This window comes from Nocardiopsis sp. RV163, from assembly GCF_001029525.1.
In the GTDB taxonomy this organism is placed as follows: Bacteria; Actinomycetota; Actinomycetes; order Streptosporangiales; family Streptosporangiaceae; genus Nocardiopsis; species Nocardiopsis dassonvillei.
In genome coordinates this window covers 19561-33668 of the sequence record NZ_LEKI01000008.1, presented here as the reverse complement: position 1 = coordinate 33668, position 14108 = coordinate 19561, and the positions used below count along the sequence as shown (strand labels likewise).

Here is a 14108-nt window from a genome sequence, read left to right as displayed (position 1 = left end):
CGAAAACTTTTGCGCGAGGGAAGCAGGTGTCCGGAAGCGGCCTCGTGCGCGGCCCCGCGCTCCCCAGCGGCGGCGCGCACCGACCGGGCCCGCGTTCCAGCACCGGACCCGACGGGCCCCGGGGCGGGCGGACATGCCGGACTTGGCGGTTCTGCTCACCGGTGTACTGCGTGGCGGGGAGCCGCGCGACGGCGCGGCCTGACACCATAGACGGCCATGAACGGCCTCGCACTCGTACTCATGCTCCTGATCGGTCTGGCGGTCGGCACCGCCGTGGGCTGGGTCCTGGCCCGCGGCCGGGAGGCCGAGACGCGGGCCGACGCCCGCGCGGCCCAGGAGAGGGCGGCCTACGTGGAGGAGCGGCTGGCAGACCGGTTCCGCGCCCTGTCCGCGCAGGCCCTGGACCAGACCAACCAGCGCTTCATGGAACTGGCGGAGGGGCGGCTGCGCGCGGTCAGCGCGGAGGCCGGGGGCGACCTGGACGAGCGGCGCCGCGCGGTGGAGCGCATGGTCGAGCCGCTCACGCGGACCCTGGACCGGGTGGAGCGCCAACTGAGGGAGGCCGACGCGGGGCGCGCCGCGGCCCACGCGGAGCTGGCCAAGCAGGTCGAGTACGTGCGCGAGGGCTCGGAGCGGCTGCGCGATCAGACGCAGTCGCTGGTGACTGCGCTGCGGCGGCCCGAGGCACGCGGCCGGTGGGGCGAACTCCAGCTTCGCAGGGTGGCGGAACTGGCCGGGATGGGCTCGCACTGCGACTTCGAGGAGCAGGCCGCCACGCGCGACGGGTCTCGGCGCCCGGACATGGTGGTGCGCCTGGCGGGCGGCAAGAACATCGTGGTGGACTCCAAGGTCCCGCTGGCGGCCTACCTGGACGCCGTGGAGGCAGGCTCGGAGGAGGCCGCGCGGCACCTGCGCGTGCACGCCAGGCACCTGCGCACGCACGTGGACCAGCTCGCGGCCAAGGCGTACTGGTCGTCGTTCACCCCGGCACCGGAGTTCGTGGTGCTGTTCATCCCCGGGGAGGCGTTCCTGGCCCCGGCCCTGGAGTACGACCCGGAGCTGCTGGAGTACGCGATGGGGCGGCGGGTGCACATCGCGACGCCGACGACACTGATCTCGCTGCTGCGGACGGCGCAGTACGCCTGGCAGCAGGAGGCGCTGAGCGAGAACGCGCGGGCGGTGTTCGACCTGGGCAAGCAGCTGCACGAGCGGCTGGGCACGCTCGGCGGGCACGTGGAGGGGCTGGGCCGGGCCCTGACCCGCACCGTCAGCGCCTACAACCAGACTGTGGGCTCTCTGGAGAGCCGGGTGCTGGTGACGGCCCGCCGGTTCGGCGAGCTGGGGCTGGTGGACGGCGGGCTGGACCGTCCCGTGGGCGTGGAGGAGCGTCCGCGCGCGGTGGTGGCGCCCGAGCTGTCGGACCCGGGCGGCGCCGGACCGGCCCCGGCGGAGCGGAGTGGTCAGGGACCGGACGGGCAGGGGAACGGAACGGAAACCGGTCGCCGAACCCCGGAACCGCGGTGGGCCGAGTCGGTGTCCAACGGAGAGGATGACGTGTTCGTCGCGGATGGGACAAGTAGCCGGAAGGACGACACGATCCATGGAAAAGACACCGAACATTCACGAGAAGTGACACACTGAACACCGTGAGCAACACACTGGGGAGGCGGACGGCTATGCCCCCGCGGAAGGCGGACGGCCCCGAACACGGGCGCGCACCGCACTTCGTGCGGCCCGACGGCCGCGTCAGGGACGTGCCGCATGCCAGGAAGAGGGAGCGTCCGGTGCCGAGGCCGAAGGAGAACTCCCCGGGGACCCCGCCCCGCCTGACCGGACGCGGCGGCGTGCTGGCCGTCGTCGCGTTCAGCTTCGCCGGGACCATGATCGCGCACTGGGCGGGCACGCCCGCGGCCCCGGGCGTGGCCTTCACCCTCGCCTGCGTGCTCGGCGCCCTCCTGGTCCGGCCCAGCGACCTGCTGTCGCTGTCGGTCAGCCCGCCCATCGCCTTCTTCGTCGCCGTGGTCGCCGCGGAGAGCGTGCTGGCCCTGGGCAGCGAGGGGTTCGCCCGGGTACTGCTCCTGGGGATGGCCTCACGGCTGGCCGAGGTCGCCCCCTGGCTGTTCCTGGGCACGGCGCTGGTCCTGGTGATCGGGGTGTTCCGGGGCCTGCCCGGCAACATCCGCGACCTGGGAGACCAGCTCAACGGCCGCAGGTAGCCGCGGGACGCGGGCCGACGGGCGCGGCCCCGGGCCTCAGAAGGGCGTGTCGCCGTCCCCCGGCTCGTCCCCCCGGCGCTCGTCCATGGCGGCGGCCAGCTTGGCGCGGGCACCCTCCAGCCACTGCTCGCACACGCGGGCCAGTTCCTCGCCGCGCTCCCACAGGGCCAGCGACTCCTTCAGGCTGAGTCCGCCCGACTCCAGCCGCCGGACGACGTTGTTGAGCTCCTCCCGGCTCTCCTCGTAGCTGAGCTCGGGCTCGGCGGTGCCCTCTTCGCGGGTCTTGGCGCCCTTGGCTGCCATCTCCTACCCCTCCTCGGAGGTGTCTTCGGTGTGGACTGACTCCACGGTCGCGGTCAGGCTGTCCTCGGCGAACCGTACGCGCAGGGCCTCCCCCGCGTCCGGTTCCCGGGCCGAACGCACCACCGACCCGTCCTCGCGCTGCACGATCGCGTAACCGCGCGCGAGCGTGGTCGCCGGGGACAGGGCGTGCAGGCGCGCCCGGGTGTGGCCGAGGCCGTCGGCGGACCGGTCCAGGGACGCGGTCAGGCTCCGGCGGGCCCGGTCGCGCAGGTCCGCGACCTGCTCGGCGAGCCGTTCGACCTCGCGCACCGGGCTGGCGAGCACCGGACGCGAGCGCATGCCCTCCAGCCAGGCGAGCTCGCGCTCCACCCCGCCCCGGAGCACCCGGCGGCCCCGGTCGCGGAGCTGGCGGACGATCTCCAACTGCTCACCGACGTCGGGCACCGTCCTCTTGGCCGCGTCGGTGGGGGTGGAGGCGCGCACGTCGGCGACGTGGTCGAGCAGGGGGGCGTCCTGTTCGTGACCGATCGCGCTCACCACGGGGGTGCCCGCGGAGGCGACGGCGCGCACGAGGGACTCGTCGGAGAAGGGCAGCAGGTCCTCCAGGGAACCGCCGCCCCGGGCGATGACGATGACGTCGACGTCGGGGTGCGAGTCCAGGTCCTTGAGCGCCTCCATCACCTCGCGCACGGCCCGGTCCCCCTGGACGGCGACCGGGCGCACCTCGAAGCGCACGGCGGGCCAGCGGCGGCGCCCGTTCTCCAGCACGTCGCGCTCGGCGGCGGAGTCGCGTCCGCAGATGAGCCCGACCGTGTTGGGCAGGAAGGGCAGGGGGCGCTTGCGCGCGGCGTCGAAGAGCCCCTCAGCGGTCAGGGTGCGGCGCAGCTGTTCGAGCCGGGCCAGCAGCTCGCCCAGGCCGACGTGGCGGATCTCCAGGGCGCGCAGCGAGAAAGTGCCGCGGACCTCGTAGAAGTCGGGCTTGGCGTGCACGACCACGCGCGCACCGGGTTCGGGGGGCGGGCTCTGCGCGTCCAGGACCGAGGTCTGGCAGACCACGCGCACCGACACGTTGGCGACGGGGTCGCGCAGCGTGATGTAGGCCATGCGGCCGCGCCGGTTCAGCTCGGCGATCTGGCCCTCGACCCAGATGCGGCCCAGGCGGCCGATCCACTGGCCGACGGCGTTGAGGACGGCGCGTACCGGTTGCGGCGCCTCGGCGGAACTGTCCATGCCCATGCCGACCGAGCCTAGGCCAGGGCGCGGACAGTTCGGGGCAGGCCCGCCAGGCGCGGGGCCGCGTGTCCGGGCCCGGTACGGCGGAACCGGGTGGACGCCGGATGCGCGGGAACGCGGTCAGGCGGTCGCGTCGCCGCCGACGGAGACGCTGTTGTCGAGGCCGATGTCGGTGACGGAGGGATCGCCCTCGGCGTGGTGGACGGTGTTGTCCGCGCCGGTCACGCGAATGGAGTCGGCGCCGCCGATGTGCACTGTCAGCCCGTTGCCCAGGATGGAGACCTCGCCGCACTGGCCGTTGAGGACGACCTCGGCGCCGCTGGCGGTCACGTTGACGTTCTGGCCGTCGCACTCCTCGGTGACGCTGCCCTCGACCGTGGCGATGGTGAGGTCGCCGGTCTCGCTGTCCACGGAGATGCCGCCGCCCTCGTCGAGGGTGACGTCGCCGTCCCGGTTGCCGACGGAGACGTCGCCGTTGGAGTCCACGGAGACCTCTCCGTCCTCACCGCCGACGGACACGCCGTCGGGGTCCACGGAGACCTCCTGGTCGGTCCCGGGAATGCCGACCGAACATCCGGTCAGCCAGAACGCGGTGGCCGCGAGGAGCGCGGCGGCGGGGGCGGCGGAACGCATGTTGGTGTCCCTTCGGACGGGAGGCGCCGGTGTGGTCGCTTCCTATGACGTCCCGTGCCGCCCCGCGGTTCCCGTGCCCCGCGGACGCGGCCGTCAGCGGGGTCGGCGACGCTCCCGCCCCGGCGGTCCGCGCGTGTCAGGCCTCGGCCTCCAGCTTGGCGATGCGGTTGTCGTACATCTTGATGAACTCGGGGCGGCCCTGGTGGGCGACCTCGTAGGCGCGCAGGTCGCGGACCTGCTCGATGGTGAGCTTGCGCAGGCGGGCGCGGACCGAGGGCAGGGTGAGCTCGTCGTAGGTGGGCACGGCGAGGTCCTCCAGGGACGGGGCGGCCCCCTTGCGCACCCGTTCGAGGATCTCGTCGCTGCTGACCTTGGTGTGCGCCTCGGCTGCGGCGATCTCCTCAGCGATGGCGTTGCCCTCCTCGGGGACGTCCGCGGTGGCGGGGGTGGCGGGCTCGGTCCGCTCCTCCCGGCCGCTTCCGGCCTGCTCGGCCACGACCGGCTCGGCGGGCTCGGCGGGCTCATCGGCCGCCGGGGCCTCGGGGGCGGCGGTGGCCTTCACGGGCTTCTTCTCGGCGGCGGGCTTCTTCTTCGCGGCCGACTTCCTCTTCGCCGCGGGCTCCTCCTGCTCGGCGGGCCCGTCCTGGGCGGCCTTCTCCGGAGCTGCGGTCTCGGGCTCCTCGGCCTCCGCCTTCGCGGGCTCCCGCTCCGCGGCGGGCTCGGCCGCCTCGGCCCTCTTCGCCTCGGCGGGCTCGGCGGGCTCGGCGGTCTTCGGCGCGGCCTGGTCCGTGCCGCGCGCGGCCACGTCCCCGGACTCCGCGGTCTCGGGGGCGGGGGACTGGGGGGTCCCGGTCGGCTCCTCGGCCGCGGGCTCGGGCGCGGCCGCCGTTTCCTTGCGCCCGAAGATGCCCTTGACCAGGGCGACCAGCTTCGTGGCGAGCGTCGGGTTCGACATAGGACGGGGGCTCCTGGTGGTCTCGGCGAGTGGGGTGAGCGGCGCGCGAACAGCCGACCGGCAGGGCCGAGGTGAGGGCGAACCGCCTGTAATGCGTGTGATGGTGAACCAGGATAGAGGAGGGATGAACACCATGAGCAGGGGAGAAGTGAACGATTTCGCCACTTCGAGGCGCAACCGGATGCGCCCCGTTGCGATACCGTCACCTTGGCACCGGTCGCGCGTCGAAGCGGCCTGTTCAGTGCCCTCTCCCACACCCGGGTCGCACGCCGCCCAAGCCACCTAGGATGTAACACATGACTGCGATGACGACTGCCACGAACCAACGCCGTGTGCTCCTCGCCAACCCCCGGGGCTACTGCGCCGGTGTCGACCGCGCTGTCATCACCGTCGAGAAGGCCCTGGAGCAGTACGGCGCGCCGATCTACGTGCGCAAGCAGATCGTGCACAACACCCACGTGGTGCGCACGCTGGAGGAGCGCGGCGCGATCTTCGTCGAGGAGACCGAGGAGGTGCCGGAGGGGGCCATCGTGGTCTTCTCCGCGCACGGCGTCTCCCCGGCGGTGCACGAGGAGGCGCACAGGCGCAGCCTCAAGACGATCGACGCCACCTGCCCGCTCGTCACCAAGGTCCACAAGGAGGCCAAGCGCTTCGCGTCCGAGGACCGGGACATCATCCTCATCGGCCACATCGGCCACGAGGAGGTCGAGGGCACCAGCGGTGAGGCTCCCGAGCACATCCAGATCGTCGAGAGCCCGGACGAGGTGCACAAGGTCCAGGTGCGCAACCCGGACAACGTGTCGTGGCTCTCCCAGACGACCCTGTCGGTGGACGAGACCACGCAGACGGTGGACGCCCTGCGCGAGCGGTTCCCGAACCTGCTCGACCCGCCCAGCGACGACATCTGCTACGCCACCTCCAACCGCCAGGACGCGGTCAAGGCGATGGCGCCCGAGTGCGAGCTGGTCATCGTGGTCGGCTCCGACAACTCATCGAACTCGGTCCGCCTGGTGGAGGTGGCCCTGGACGCGGGCGCCGACGCCGCCCACCTGATCGACAACGCCTCGCTGATGGACGACTCCTGGCTGGAGGGCGTGACCACGGTCGGCGTGACCAGCGGCGCCTCAGTGCCGGACATCCTGGTGCGCGAGCTGCTCGACAAGCTGGCCGGGCACGGCTACGGCACGGTCACCCCGGTGACCACCGCCGACGAGACGCTGACCTTCTCGCTGCCCAAGGAACTGCGCCGCGACCTGCGCGCCGAGTAGCGCGCGGGCTCCCGTGCGCCGGGGGCGCGCACAGCCGGTACGCGAGGCGCCCGGTCGATTCTGCGACCGGGCGCCTCGCCGTGCGGGGGGCGCCCCGGCGCACCCGCGGGCACTCCCCGGGGCCCGGTCGGCTCCGCAGGGCGGCGGCCGGAACCCGCCTTCCCCGCTCAGGCGCCGTCCGCGGACGCCTCGCCGCCGTCGGCGTCGGTCTCCAGGCCCTCCGCCAAGCGGGCCAGCTCGTCCGTGCCGGCGGGGCCGGACACGACCAGGGTCACGCCCTCCTGGCGCAGGACCAGGGCGTTCTCGTCCCGGGACTCGTGGTGCTCCCACTCGCGACCGTCGACCTGGACCGTACCGACCTGCTCGGCGCCCGGGGCCCTCTCCGCGAGGACGGCGGCGGGGTCGGCGTCACTCTGGGTCAACATGGCGTGGCTGTCCTCGGCAGTGGCGAAGCCCACGCTCCACTGGACCGGTCCGGACACGTCCACCGTTGAGCTGGTGGGCGTCCACCCCTCCTGTTCCAGGTCGGCGGAGGGCACCGTCACCGGGTAGTCCGCCGCGTCGCGCAGTACGTCGGCGTCCGGCCGGTACTCCACCGACGGAATGCTCTCGCCCGAGCGCGTGGAGACCACGAACGCCATGATCAGGACGATGCCGACGATGATCCCGAGGGAGATGGCGTAGTTCTTGAAGGTCGCGCTGGACCGGCTGTACTCACTCATGACGTCTCCAGCTTGCCGCAGGTCCGGGGCACCGCCGACCCGGGGTGTGCTTAGCGCCGGGGTTCGAGCTGGGTGAGCAGGCCGGTGATGTCGTCGGCGAGCCGGCGGGCCTCGGCGTCCTCGCGCTGGACCACCTCGGCCACCGCCAGCAGCATCGCGCCGCTCACGACGATGAGCAGGGCCTCGTCCACGGGCTCGTCGGCCTTGCGGAACAGCGCCACGTTGCGGTCGGTCCACTGGGTGAGCCGGGCCCGGAGCTGGTAGTCGAAGCCGGGAGGGCCGTCTCCGCTGAAGAACAGCCGTGTGGTCTCCCTCTCCTCGATGCACCCGAGCAGGTAGGCGCGGGCCGCGATGTTCATCAGCCGCGTGGGGTCCTTCTCCCCCTCGGAGCGGGCCCGCACGACCGCCTGGTGGGTGCGGTCCTGCTGGCGCTGCTGGAACTCCTCGTACAGGGCGAGGTAGAGGTCGGCCTTGCCGCTGAAGTGGTGGTACAGGCTGCCGACGCTGGCCCCGGCCACGGCGACGACCTCGCTCACTCCGGCCTTGGCGAAGCCCACCGTGCGAAAGACCTGGGAGGCCGCCTTGAGCAGGGCGCCGCGGGTGGCCGCGCCGCGCGGGGAGACCCTCGCGGGCTTGTCCGTCTTGTCCACTGTCACGCCTCACTCCAGTCCGGGTCACGCCAGAGTAGTCCGTCCCCGTCCGCCCGGGACCACCCCGAGGGGTACCCGTGACCCCGCGGGTGTCACTTCGGGTGACTACCCTAAGACCTGCCCCCGACCTGTTCTCCCGACGGAAGGTGTGTCCATGTCGCAGTCCAGCAGCCCGCACAAGGCCCCGGATCGCAACCTCGCGCTGGAGCTGGTGCGCGTCACCGAGACCGCGGCGCTCGCCGCGGCCCGCTGGGTGGGCAAGGGCGACAAGATCGGGGCGGACGGCGCTGCGGTGCGCGGCATGCGGCACATGATCAGCACCGTGTCCATGAACGGCACCGTGGTGATCGGGGAGGGCGAGAAGGACAACGCCCCGATGCTCTACAACGGCGAGCGGGTCGGCGACGGCGGCGGCCAGGACTGGGACGTGGCGGTCGACCCGATCGACGGCACCACCCTGACCGCCATGGGCATGCCCAACGCCGTGTCGGTGATCGCGATGAGCCCGCGCAACACCATGTTCGACCCCTCCGCGGTGTTCTACATGGAGAAGCTCGCCACGGGCCCCGAGGCCGCCGACGTGGTGGACGTCGCCGCTCCCGTGGCCGACAACGTCCGGGCCGTGGCCCGGGCCAAGGGCAAGTCGCCGCAGGACGTGACCGTCGTCATCCTGGACCGCCCCCGCCACAAGCAGATCGTGCAGGACGTGCGCGACGCGGGCGCCCGGATCAAGTTCATCAGCGACGGGGACGTGGCCGGAGCGATCATGGCGGCCCGCGCGGGGACCGGCGTGGACCTGCTGCTGGGCATCGGCGGCACCCCCGAGGGCATCATCACCGCGTGCGCGATGAAGTGCCTGGGCGGTGTCATCCAGGGCCGCCTGTGGCCCAAGGACGAGGAGGAGCGCCGCAAGGCGCTCGACGCCGGGCACGACCTGGACCGCGTGCTGCGCACCGACGACCTGGTCTCGTCCGACGACGTGTTCTTCGCCGCGACCGGCATCACCGACGGGGAGCTGGTCGGCGGCGTCCGCTACGAGTCCGCGCGGGTCGTCACCGACTCCCTGGTCATGCGCGGCCGCAGCGGCACCGTCCGCCAGGTGCTCAGTGAGCACCGCCTGGGCAAACTGGCCTCCTACAGCGGTGTCGACCTGACCTCGGCCCCCTACCGGGGAGAGGAGCCCGAGTCGGTCTAGGGCCGTCACGCCCCACCGGAAGAGCTCCGCCCCTGTGTCCCGTCCCGGCCGGTGCGGGACACCGGGCCCCTTCCCCACCGGCCGACCGAAAAAGGCGCGGGACGCGAACCACACCGGGTCGACGCGGCATCAGACCCGGCGTTGGTCGCACGGTGCACGCGCCGAGAATTCCCCGCCGGAGGTTTGATGTCCTACCCCGATCCCCCACAGCAGCCCCAGTGGCAGCACCAGCAGCCCGGGCAGGGCTACCCTCCGCCCCAGGCTCCCGGCCGTCCCCCCGCGGGCTTCGGCGGCGGTGCGCCCGGCGGCCCGCCGCCCGCGGGCCCCTTCCCAGGTGGCCAGTACTCCGGCGGACAGGTTCCGCCCTCCGGCGGCGGCCGCAACAGGCGCTGGCTGATCCCGGCCGCCGCGGGCACCGCGCTCCTCCTCATGGGCGGCACGGTGTGGGCCACCGTCTCGCTGGTCAGCTTCGGCGGCCCACAGCCCGAGGACGTGCTCCCGGGCAGCGCGCTCGCGTTCGGCAAGGTCGACCTGTCCATCGACGGCTCCCAGGCCATGGAGCTGCTGCGGTTCGTGGAGCGGCTCCCCGACGAGGTCACCGCCGAGATGGACGAGCCCGACGGCGACATGACGGGGCTGGTCGCCGAGGGTTTCGTGGCCGCCTTCCCCGAGGCGCGGCAGTCCGAGGTCGAGGAGTGGATCGGCCAGCGGGTTGGCTTCGCGGTGTGGCCCGCCAGCGGTGAGGCCGAACTGGGCGAGGGCGCCGGTGTGGCCGGGGCGTTCGCGCTCGGGGTGGAGGACGAGCGACTCGCCCAGGAGAGCCTGGAGCGGCTCAGCGGCGAGTACGACGACCTCTACTTCGAGGTGATCGACGACTTCGCGCTCCTCACCACCTCCGACGCCGCGCTGGCGGACCTGCACGCGCAGGTGGACGAGCACGGCCCCCTGGCCGGCGCCGACACCTTCTCCGGTGACATGGACGACGTGCCCAGCGGCAGTCTGGCCGCGGGGTGGGCGGACCTCGCGAGCCTGATGGAGGTCGAGGAGTTCGCCCGGGAGTTCGAGGCCGACCTGGCCGCCGAGACCGGTGAGCTGAGCGGCCGGATGACCGCGTCCCTGCGGGTGGACGGCGAGTACCTGGAGGCGCGCACGGACGTCTTCGACCTCACGGTGGACGGCACCGACCTGGCGTGGCTGGCCGAGACGCCGGGGGCGAGCGTGGCGGCGATGGAGTCTCTGCCCGAGAGCACGGTCATGGCCCTGGGCGCCAGCGGCCTGGACAGGGCGCTGACCGACGCCTACGAGAGCGACTCGATCCCGTTCATGACGAGCAGCGGCCAGATGCAGGAGATGGAGCGCCAGTTCAACTCGATGGGCGCCCCGCTGCCGGAGGGGTTCACCCAGCTTCTGGGCTCCTCGACCGCGTTCGGTGTCACCGACATGAACCTGGAGGGCTTCTTCGGGTCCGCCTACGGCGGCGGGGAGGCGTCCTTCCAGTACCGCGCGGTGGGCGGTGACGAGCAGATCCTGAGCGACTTCGTCGAGAGCGCGGTCGTCGACTCCTACAGCACCCCGCCGGGCGTGAGCACCGACGGCGACGCCGTGGTGGTGTCCCAGGGCAGCAGCGCCACCGGGCGCTTGGGCGACGATCCGGTCTTCCAGCAGACCATGCAGGAGATGGACTCGGCGGTGATGGCCGGGTACATGGACCTGCGCCAGGTGCTGACCGAGAGCGAGGTCGAGGCCCCCGGCCAGTGGGGCGCCGTGGGCCTGGCGCTGAGCGTCACCGAGGAGGGGCAGCGCAGCAGCGCGGAGCTGCGCTGGTCGCCCAGCGGCGGCGAGTAGCCGCACGGGGTGACGTTGCGCGGACGGCGCGGGGGGAGGCTGCTCTCCCCGCGCCGTCCGCGCGTGCGAGGGCCTCAGCCGACCACGCGGCGTCTCATCCGGGCGCACGCCAGGAACCACATGAGAACCACGAACACCAGCAGCACTCCGAGGTGGAACAGCGCCGGTCCGGCCCCGATACCGCCGAAGACCACCCCGCGGATGAGTTCGACCGAGTGGTACAGCGGGTTGACCATGGCCGCGTTCTGCACCCAGTCGGGCAGCTCGGTGAGCGGGAAGAACGTACCCGCCACCAGGAACAGCGGGGTGAACAGGCCGCTGAACACGTAGTCCATGGACCGCACCGAGTTGATCAGGGCGGAGATCCAGATCCCGAAGAGGGCGAAGGCGAAACCGGACAGGAAGGCGATGAGCGGCACGAGAAGCATGCCGGGGCCGGGGCGCAGCCCGAACCCGACCGCGACGAGCAGCGGGACGCACCCGTACACGCCCGAGCGCATCGCCAGCCACAGCGCCTCGCCGGTGACGAGTTCGCGCACGTCCACGGGGGCGGCCAGGATGCCCTCGTAGGTGTGCAGGAAGCGGCGCTTGATGAAGGTGTTGATGACCCCGGGCATCATCGACTGGAACAGCACCGACACCGCCACGATGCCCGTGCCGAGGAAGTCGATGTAGCTGTACCCGGCGAGGGTGCCGATGAGGGCGCCCATGCCGAAGCCGAAGCAGAGCAGGTAGAGGGTGGGCTCGACCACCGCCGCGAAGGTGGTCGCCCGCCAGGACTGGCCGTACAGGATCCACTCGCGGGCGACGACGCCCATCACGGCGTCGGCCTCCAACCGGCCGGGGCGGGCGTGGATCTCGGGCCGGGCGTCCTCCCGGGTTCGCCGCGACTGGTCCGTCACTCCACACTCTCCCCGGTCAGGGCTACGAAGACGTCCTCCAGGGTGCTCACCCGGCGCAGCGGCGCGCTCAGCCGGTCGCGCAGTGAGTCGGGCAGCTCCTCAGCGCGCAGTACCGACACGGTGGTGCCGGTGCGCCGGGTGGTGAAGCCGTGGCCGTGGACGAGGCGTTCGAGTCCGTCGACGCCCTCCTCACCCGGGGTGTACTCCTCCACGGTGGTCCCCGCGTACCGGGCGACGAGGGCGGCGGGGGCGCCGCGCTCGACGATCCTGCCCGCGGCCATGAGCGCCACCTCGTCGGAGAGGCGTTCGGCCTCCTCGATGTAGTGCGTGGACATCAGCACGGTCACGCCCTCGGCGCGCAGCGCGGAGATGACGCTCCACAGGTCCTGGCGCACCTGCGGATCCAGGCCCACGGTGGGCTCGTCCATGAGGACGAGTTCGGGCCGGTGCAGCAGGGCGCGGACTATGAGCAGGCGGCGGCGCATGCCCCCGGACAGGTCGTCGACGAGGGTCGCGCCCCGGTCGGCGAGCTGGGCCAGCCGCATGGTCCTGGCGATGGCCTCGCGGCGTCGGCGGCGCGGCACCCGGTACAGGTAGGAGAACATCCGCAGGTTCTGCTCGACGGTGAGCTCCTCGTCGAGGTTGTCGTGCTGGGGTACGACGCCCATGCGGGCTCGGGCCCACTTGGACTCGTCGGGGACGGCGTGGCCGAGGATGCGGATCTCGCCCTCGTCGGCGAGGGACTGGGCGGTGAGCATCTTCATGGTGGTCGACTTGCCCGCGCCGTTGGGCCCGAGCAGGCCCAGGACGACGCCCTGCGGGACCTCCAGGTCGAGCCCGTCGACGGCGGTGAGCGAACCGAAGCGTTTGACGACCCCGCGGAGTCGCAGGGCGGGGACGGGCGGTGTCTCACCGGCGTCCATGGTCGCGCTCCCGGACGGACGGCGACCGGGGACAGGTGTGGTCATGAACACAACCGTAGACAGCGGGGGCAAGGAATTTCCAGCGGGTTTCTCCGGCTGTGGAAACACTCCCGCCGCACCGTGCGCGACCGCGGCGCGGCGGGCAGCGCGGGCCCCGCGGAGCGGTCCGACCGGCGGAAAACCCGTTGTGCCGGTCGGGGCCCCCGCCTACGATCGTCCTCCGGACCCGTAGGCAACGAGAACCCGGAGGACGACTCCGGACGGAGAAGGGTGAGTATGCCCCGGAACGCGCCGAGCGCGCCTGACAGTCACGCGTGCCACCGCCGTACCCGGGCCCCGGGTACCTGAGGCGGCCGCGACCCTTTCCGTCGAGAAGCGCTCGGCCTGCTCCCTGCTGTCCACCACACTTTTCCAGCAAGGAGTGCCTCCGGGTGTCCACCACCGATTCCTCCGGCCGTTCCGGCCGCCGATCCGTCACGCGCACCGGTTCCTTCGCCTGCGTGCGCTGCGGCCTGTCCGTGTCACGCCTCGGCCCCGGCGGGGGACCGCGCGACCACTGCCCGAGTTGCCTGAGCTCACGCCACGTCCAGGACCGGGCCGGGGGCGGCGCCTCCGACTGCGGCGGGCGCATGGCCCCGATCTCGGTCGCGGTACCGCGCGGCGGCCCCTGGACGCTCATCCACCGCTGCGGCGTGTGCGACGAGATGTCGGAGAGCGCCGTCTCACCGGACGACAACCCCCTCGTCCTCATGCGGATCGCGGTCCGGCCGCTGGCCGAACCGCCCTTCCCGCTCGACCTGTTCGGGGAGGTGTGAGCGTGGGCCGACGCAACACCCGTGTCACCAGGCGTCCCCAGCGCCCCAAGACCGTGCTGCACGCCCACGGCGAGGCGGGCGGCGCGGGTTCGTTCCGCTGTGTGCGGTGCCGTCTGGAGATCCCGGCCCGCGCGCCGGGGACGGCCCACCGCAACCACTGCCCGCACTGCCTTACCAGCCTGCACGTGGACCTGAGGATCCCCGGCGACCGCGCGTCCGGCTGCCGGGGCGCGATGGACGCGCTGAGCATGGCGGCGCGTCCGGACGGGGAGTGGATGATCGTCCACCGCTGCGCGCGGTGCGGTGAGCTCGGCTCCAACCGCGTGGCGGGCGACGACAACGCCCGCGCACTCGTCAGGGTGGCGGTCCGGCCGCTGGCCGCAGCCTCCGACGCGGTCGCCAGGCGGGCGCTGATGGACCTGTGACGGCGGGCGGGGCGAGTGCCTGG

The 14108-nt window shown here is 72.8% G+C and carries 15 protein-coding genes; 7 read left to right on the top strand and 8 right to left on the bottom strand.

Annotated features, from left to right (window positions below):
* The first annotated feature begins 216 nt into the window (after positions 1-216).
* Complete coding sequence (gene rmuC / locus ABD54_RS02895; RefSeq protein ID WP_047867879.1) at positions 217-1641, top strand: DNA recombination protein RmuC; 1425 nt, start codon at positions 217-219, stop codon at positions 1639-1641.
* 35 nt (positions 1642-1676) lie between these two features.
* Complete coding sequence (locus ABD54_RS02890; protein ID WP_047867878.1) at positions 1677-2216, top strand: DUF6542 domain-containing protein; 540 nt, start codon at positions 1677-1679, stop codon at positions 2214-2216.
* A 36-nt stretch (positions 2217-2252) separates the two neighbouring features.
* Here ABD54_RS02890 and ABD54_RS02885 read toward each other — a convergent pair whose 3' ends face one another.
* The 4 genes from ABD54_RS02885 to ABD54_RS02870 all read right to left on the bottom strand — a co-directional run bounded on the left by ABD54_RS02885 (position 2253) and on the right by ABD54_RS02870 (position 5340).
* Positions 2253-2519, bottom strand: coding sequence for an exodeoxyribonuclease VII small subunit (locus ABD54_RS02885; RefSeq protein ID WP_047867877.1), 267 nt, complete (start codon positions 2517-2519; stop codon positions 2253-2255).
* 3 nt (positions 2520-2522) lie between these two features.
* On the bottom strand, positions 2523-3755 hold the full coding sequence (xseA, locus tag ABD54_RS02880) for an exodeoxyribonuclease VII large subunit (protein WP_047867876.1): 1233 nt from the start codon (positions 3753-3755) through the stop codon (positions 2523-2525).
* Positions 3756-3872: 117 nt separating this feature from the next.
* Positions 3873-4385 carry a DUF3060 domain-containing protein gene (locus tag ABD54_RS02875; RefSeq protein WP_047867875.1) on the bottom strand — a complete coding sequence of 171 codons (513 nt, stop codon included), beginning with the start codon at positions 4383-4385 and terminating at the stop codon, positions 3873-3875.
* 136 nt (positions 4386-4521) lie between these two features.
* Positions 4522-5340 carry a hypothetical protein gene (locus ABD54_RS02870; RefSeq protein WP_047867874.1) on the bottom strand — a complete coding sequence of 273 codons (819 nt, stop codon included), beginning with the start codon at positions 5338-5340 and terminating at the stop codon, positions 4522-4524.
* Positions 5341-5636: 296 nt separating this feature from the next.
* Here ABD54_RS02870 and ABD54_RS02865 point away from each other — a divergent pair, with 296 nt between their 5' ends.
* Positions 5637-6608, top strand: coding sequence for a 4-hydroxy-3-methylbut-2-enyl diphosphate reductase (locus ABD54_RS02865; protein ID WP_200904031.1), 972 nt, complete (start codon positions 5637-5639; stop codon positions 6606-6608).
* A 167-nt stretch (positions 6609-6775) separates the two neighbouring features.
* Here the strand turns inward: ABD54_RS02865 and ABD54_RS02860 are convergent, their stop codons facing one another.
* Together ABD54_RS02860 and ABD54_RS02855 are read right to left on the bottom strand one after the other, a co-directional pair.
* Positions 6776-7330, bottom strand: a complete 555-nt coding sequence (locus ABD54_RS02860; protein WP_047867872.1) for a DUF4245 domain-containing protein — start codon at positions 7328-7330, stop codon at positions 6776-6778.
* 50 nt (positions 7331-7380) lie between these two features.
* On the bottom strand, positions 7381-7980 hold the full coding sequence (locus tag ABD54_RS02855) for a TetR/AcrR family transcriptional regulator (protein ID WP_047867871.1): 600 nt from the start codon (positions 7978-7980) through the stop codon (positions 7381-7383).
* Positions 7981-8134: 154 nt separating this feature from the next.
* Here ABD54_RS02855 and glpX point away from each other — a divergent pair, with 154 nt between their 5' ends.
* Positions 8135-9175, top strand: a complete 1041-nt coding sequence (glpX, locus tag ABD54_RS02850) for a class II fructose-bisphosphatase (RefSeq protein ID WP_047867870.1) — start codon at positions 8135-8137, stop codon at positions 9173-9175.
* Between the two features lie 186 nt (positions 9176-9361).
* Complete coding sequence (locus ABD54_RS02845; protein ID WP_047867869.1) at positions 9362-11020, top strand: hypothetical protein; 1659 nt, start codon at positions 9362-9364, stop codon at positions 11018-11020.
* Positions 11021-11094: 74 nt separating this feature from the next.
* On the opposite strand, the gene ABD54_RS02840 is transcribed toward ABD54_RS02845, so the two are convergent.
* Positions 11095-11922, bottom strand: coding sequence for an ABC transporter permease (locus ABD54_RS02840; protein ID WP_047867868.1), 828 nt, complete (start codon positions 11920-11922; stop codon positions 11095-11097).
* Positions 11919-12845 (bottom strand): ABC transporter ATP-binding protein, encoded by a 927-nt coding sequence (locus tag ABD54_RS02835; protein WP_047867867.1) that lies wholly within the window; start codon positions 12843-12845, stop codon positions 11919-11921. The genes ABD54_RS02840 and ABD54_RS02835 overlap by 4 nt, the downstream gene beginning before the upstream one ends.
* A gap of 431 nt (positions 12846-13276) precedes the next feature.
* Between ABD54_RS02835 and ABD54_RS02830 the strand changes: the two genes are divergently transcribed.
* Both ABD54_RS02830 and ABD54_RS02825 read left to right on the top strand, forming a co-directional pair.
* Positions 13277-13660 (top strand): RNHCP domain-containing protein, encoded by a 384-nt coding sequence (locus ABD54_RS02830; RefSeq protein ID WP_047867866.1) that lies wholly within the window; start codon positions 13277-13279, stop codon positions 13658-13660.
* Entirely contained in the window at positions 13657-14085 is a 429-nt protein-coding gene (locus ABD54_RS02825) for an RNHCP domain-containing protein (RefSeq protein WP_017566378.1), read from the top strand. Before ABD54_RS02830 ends, ABD54_RS02825 begins: the two co-directional genes overlap by 4 nt.
* The last annotated feature ends 23 nt before the right edge of the window (positions 14086-14108 follow it).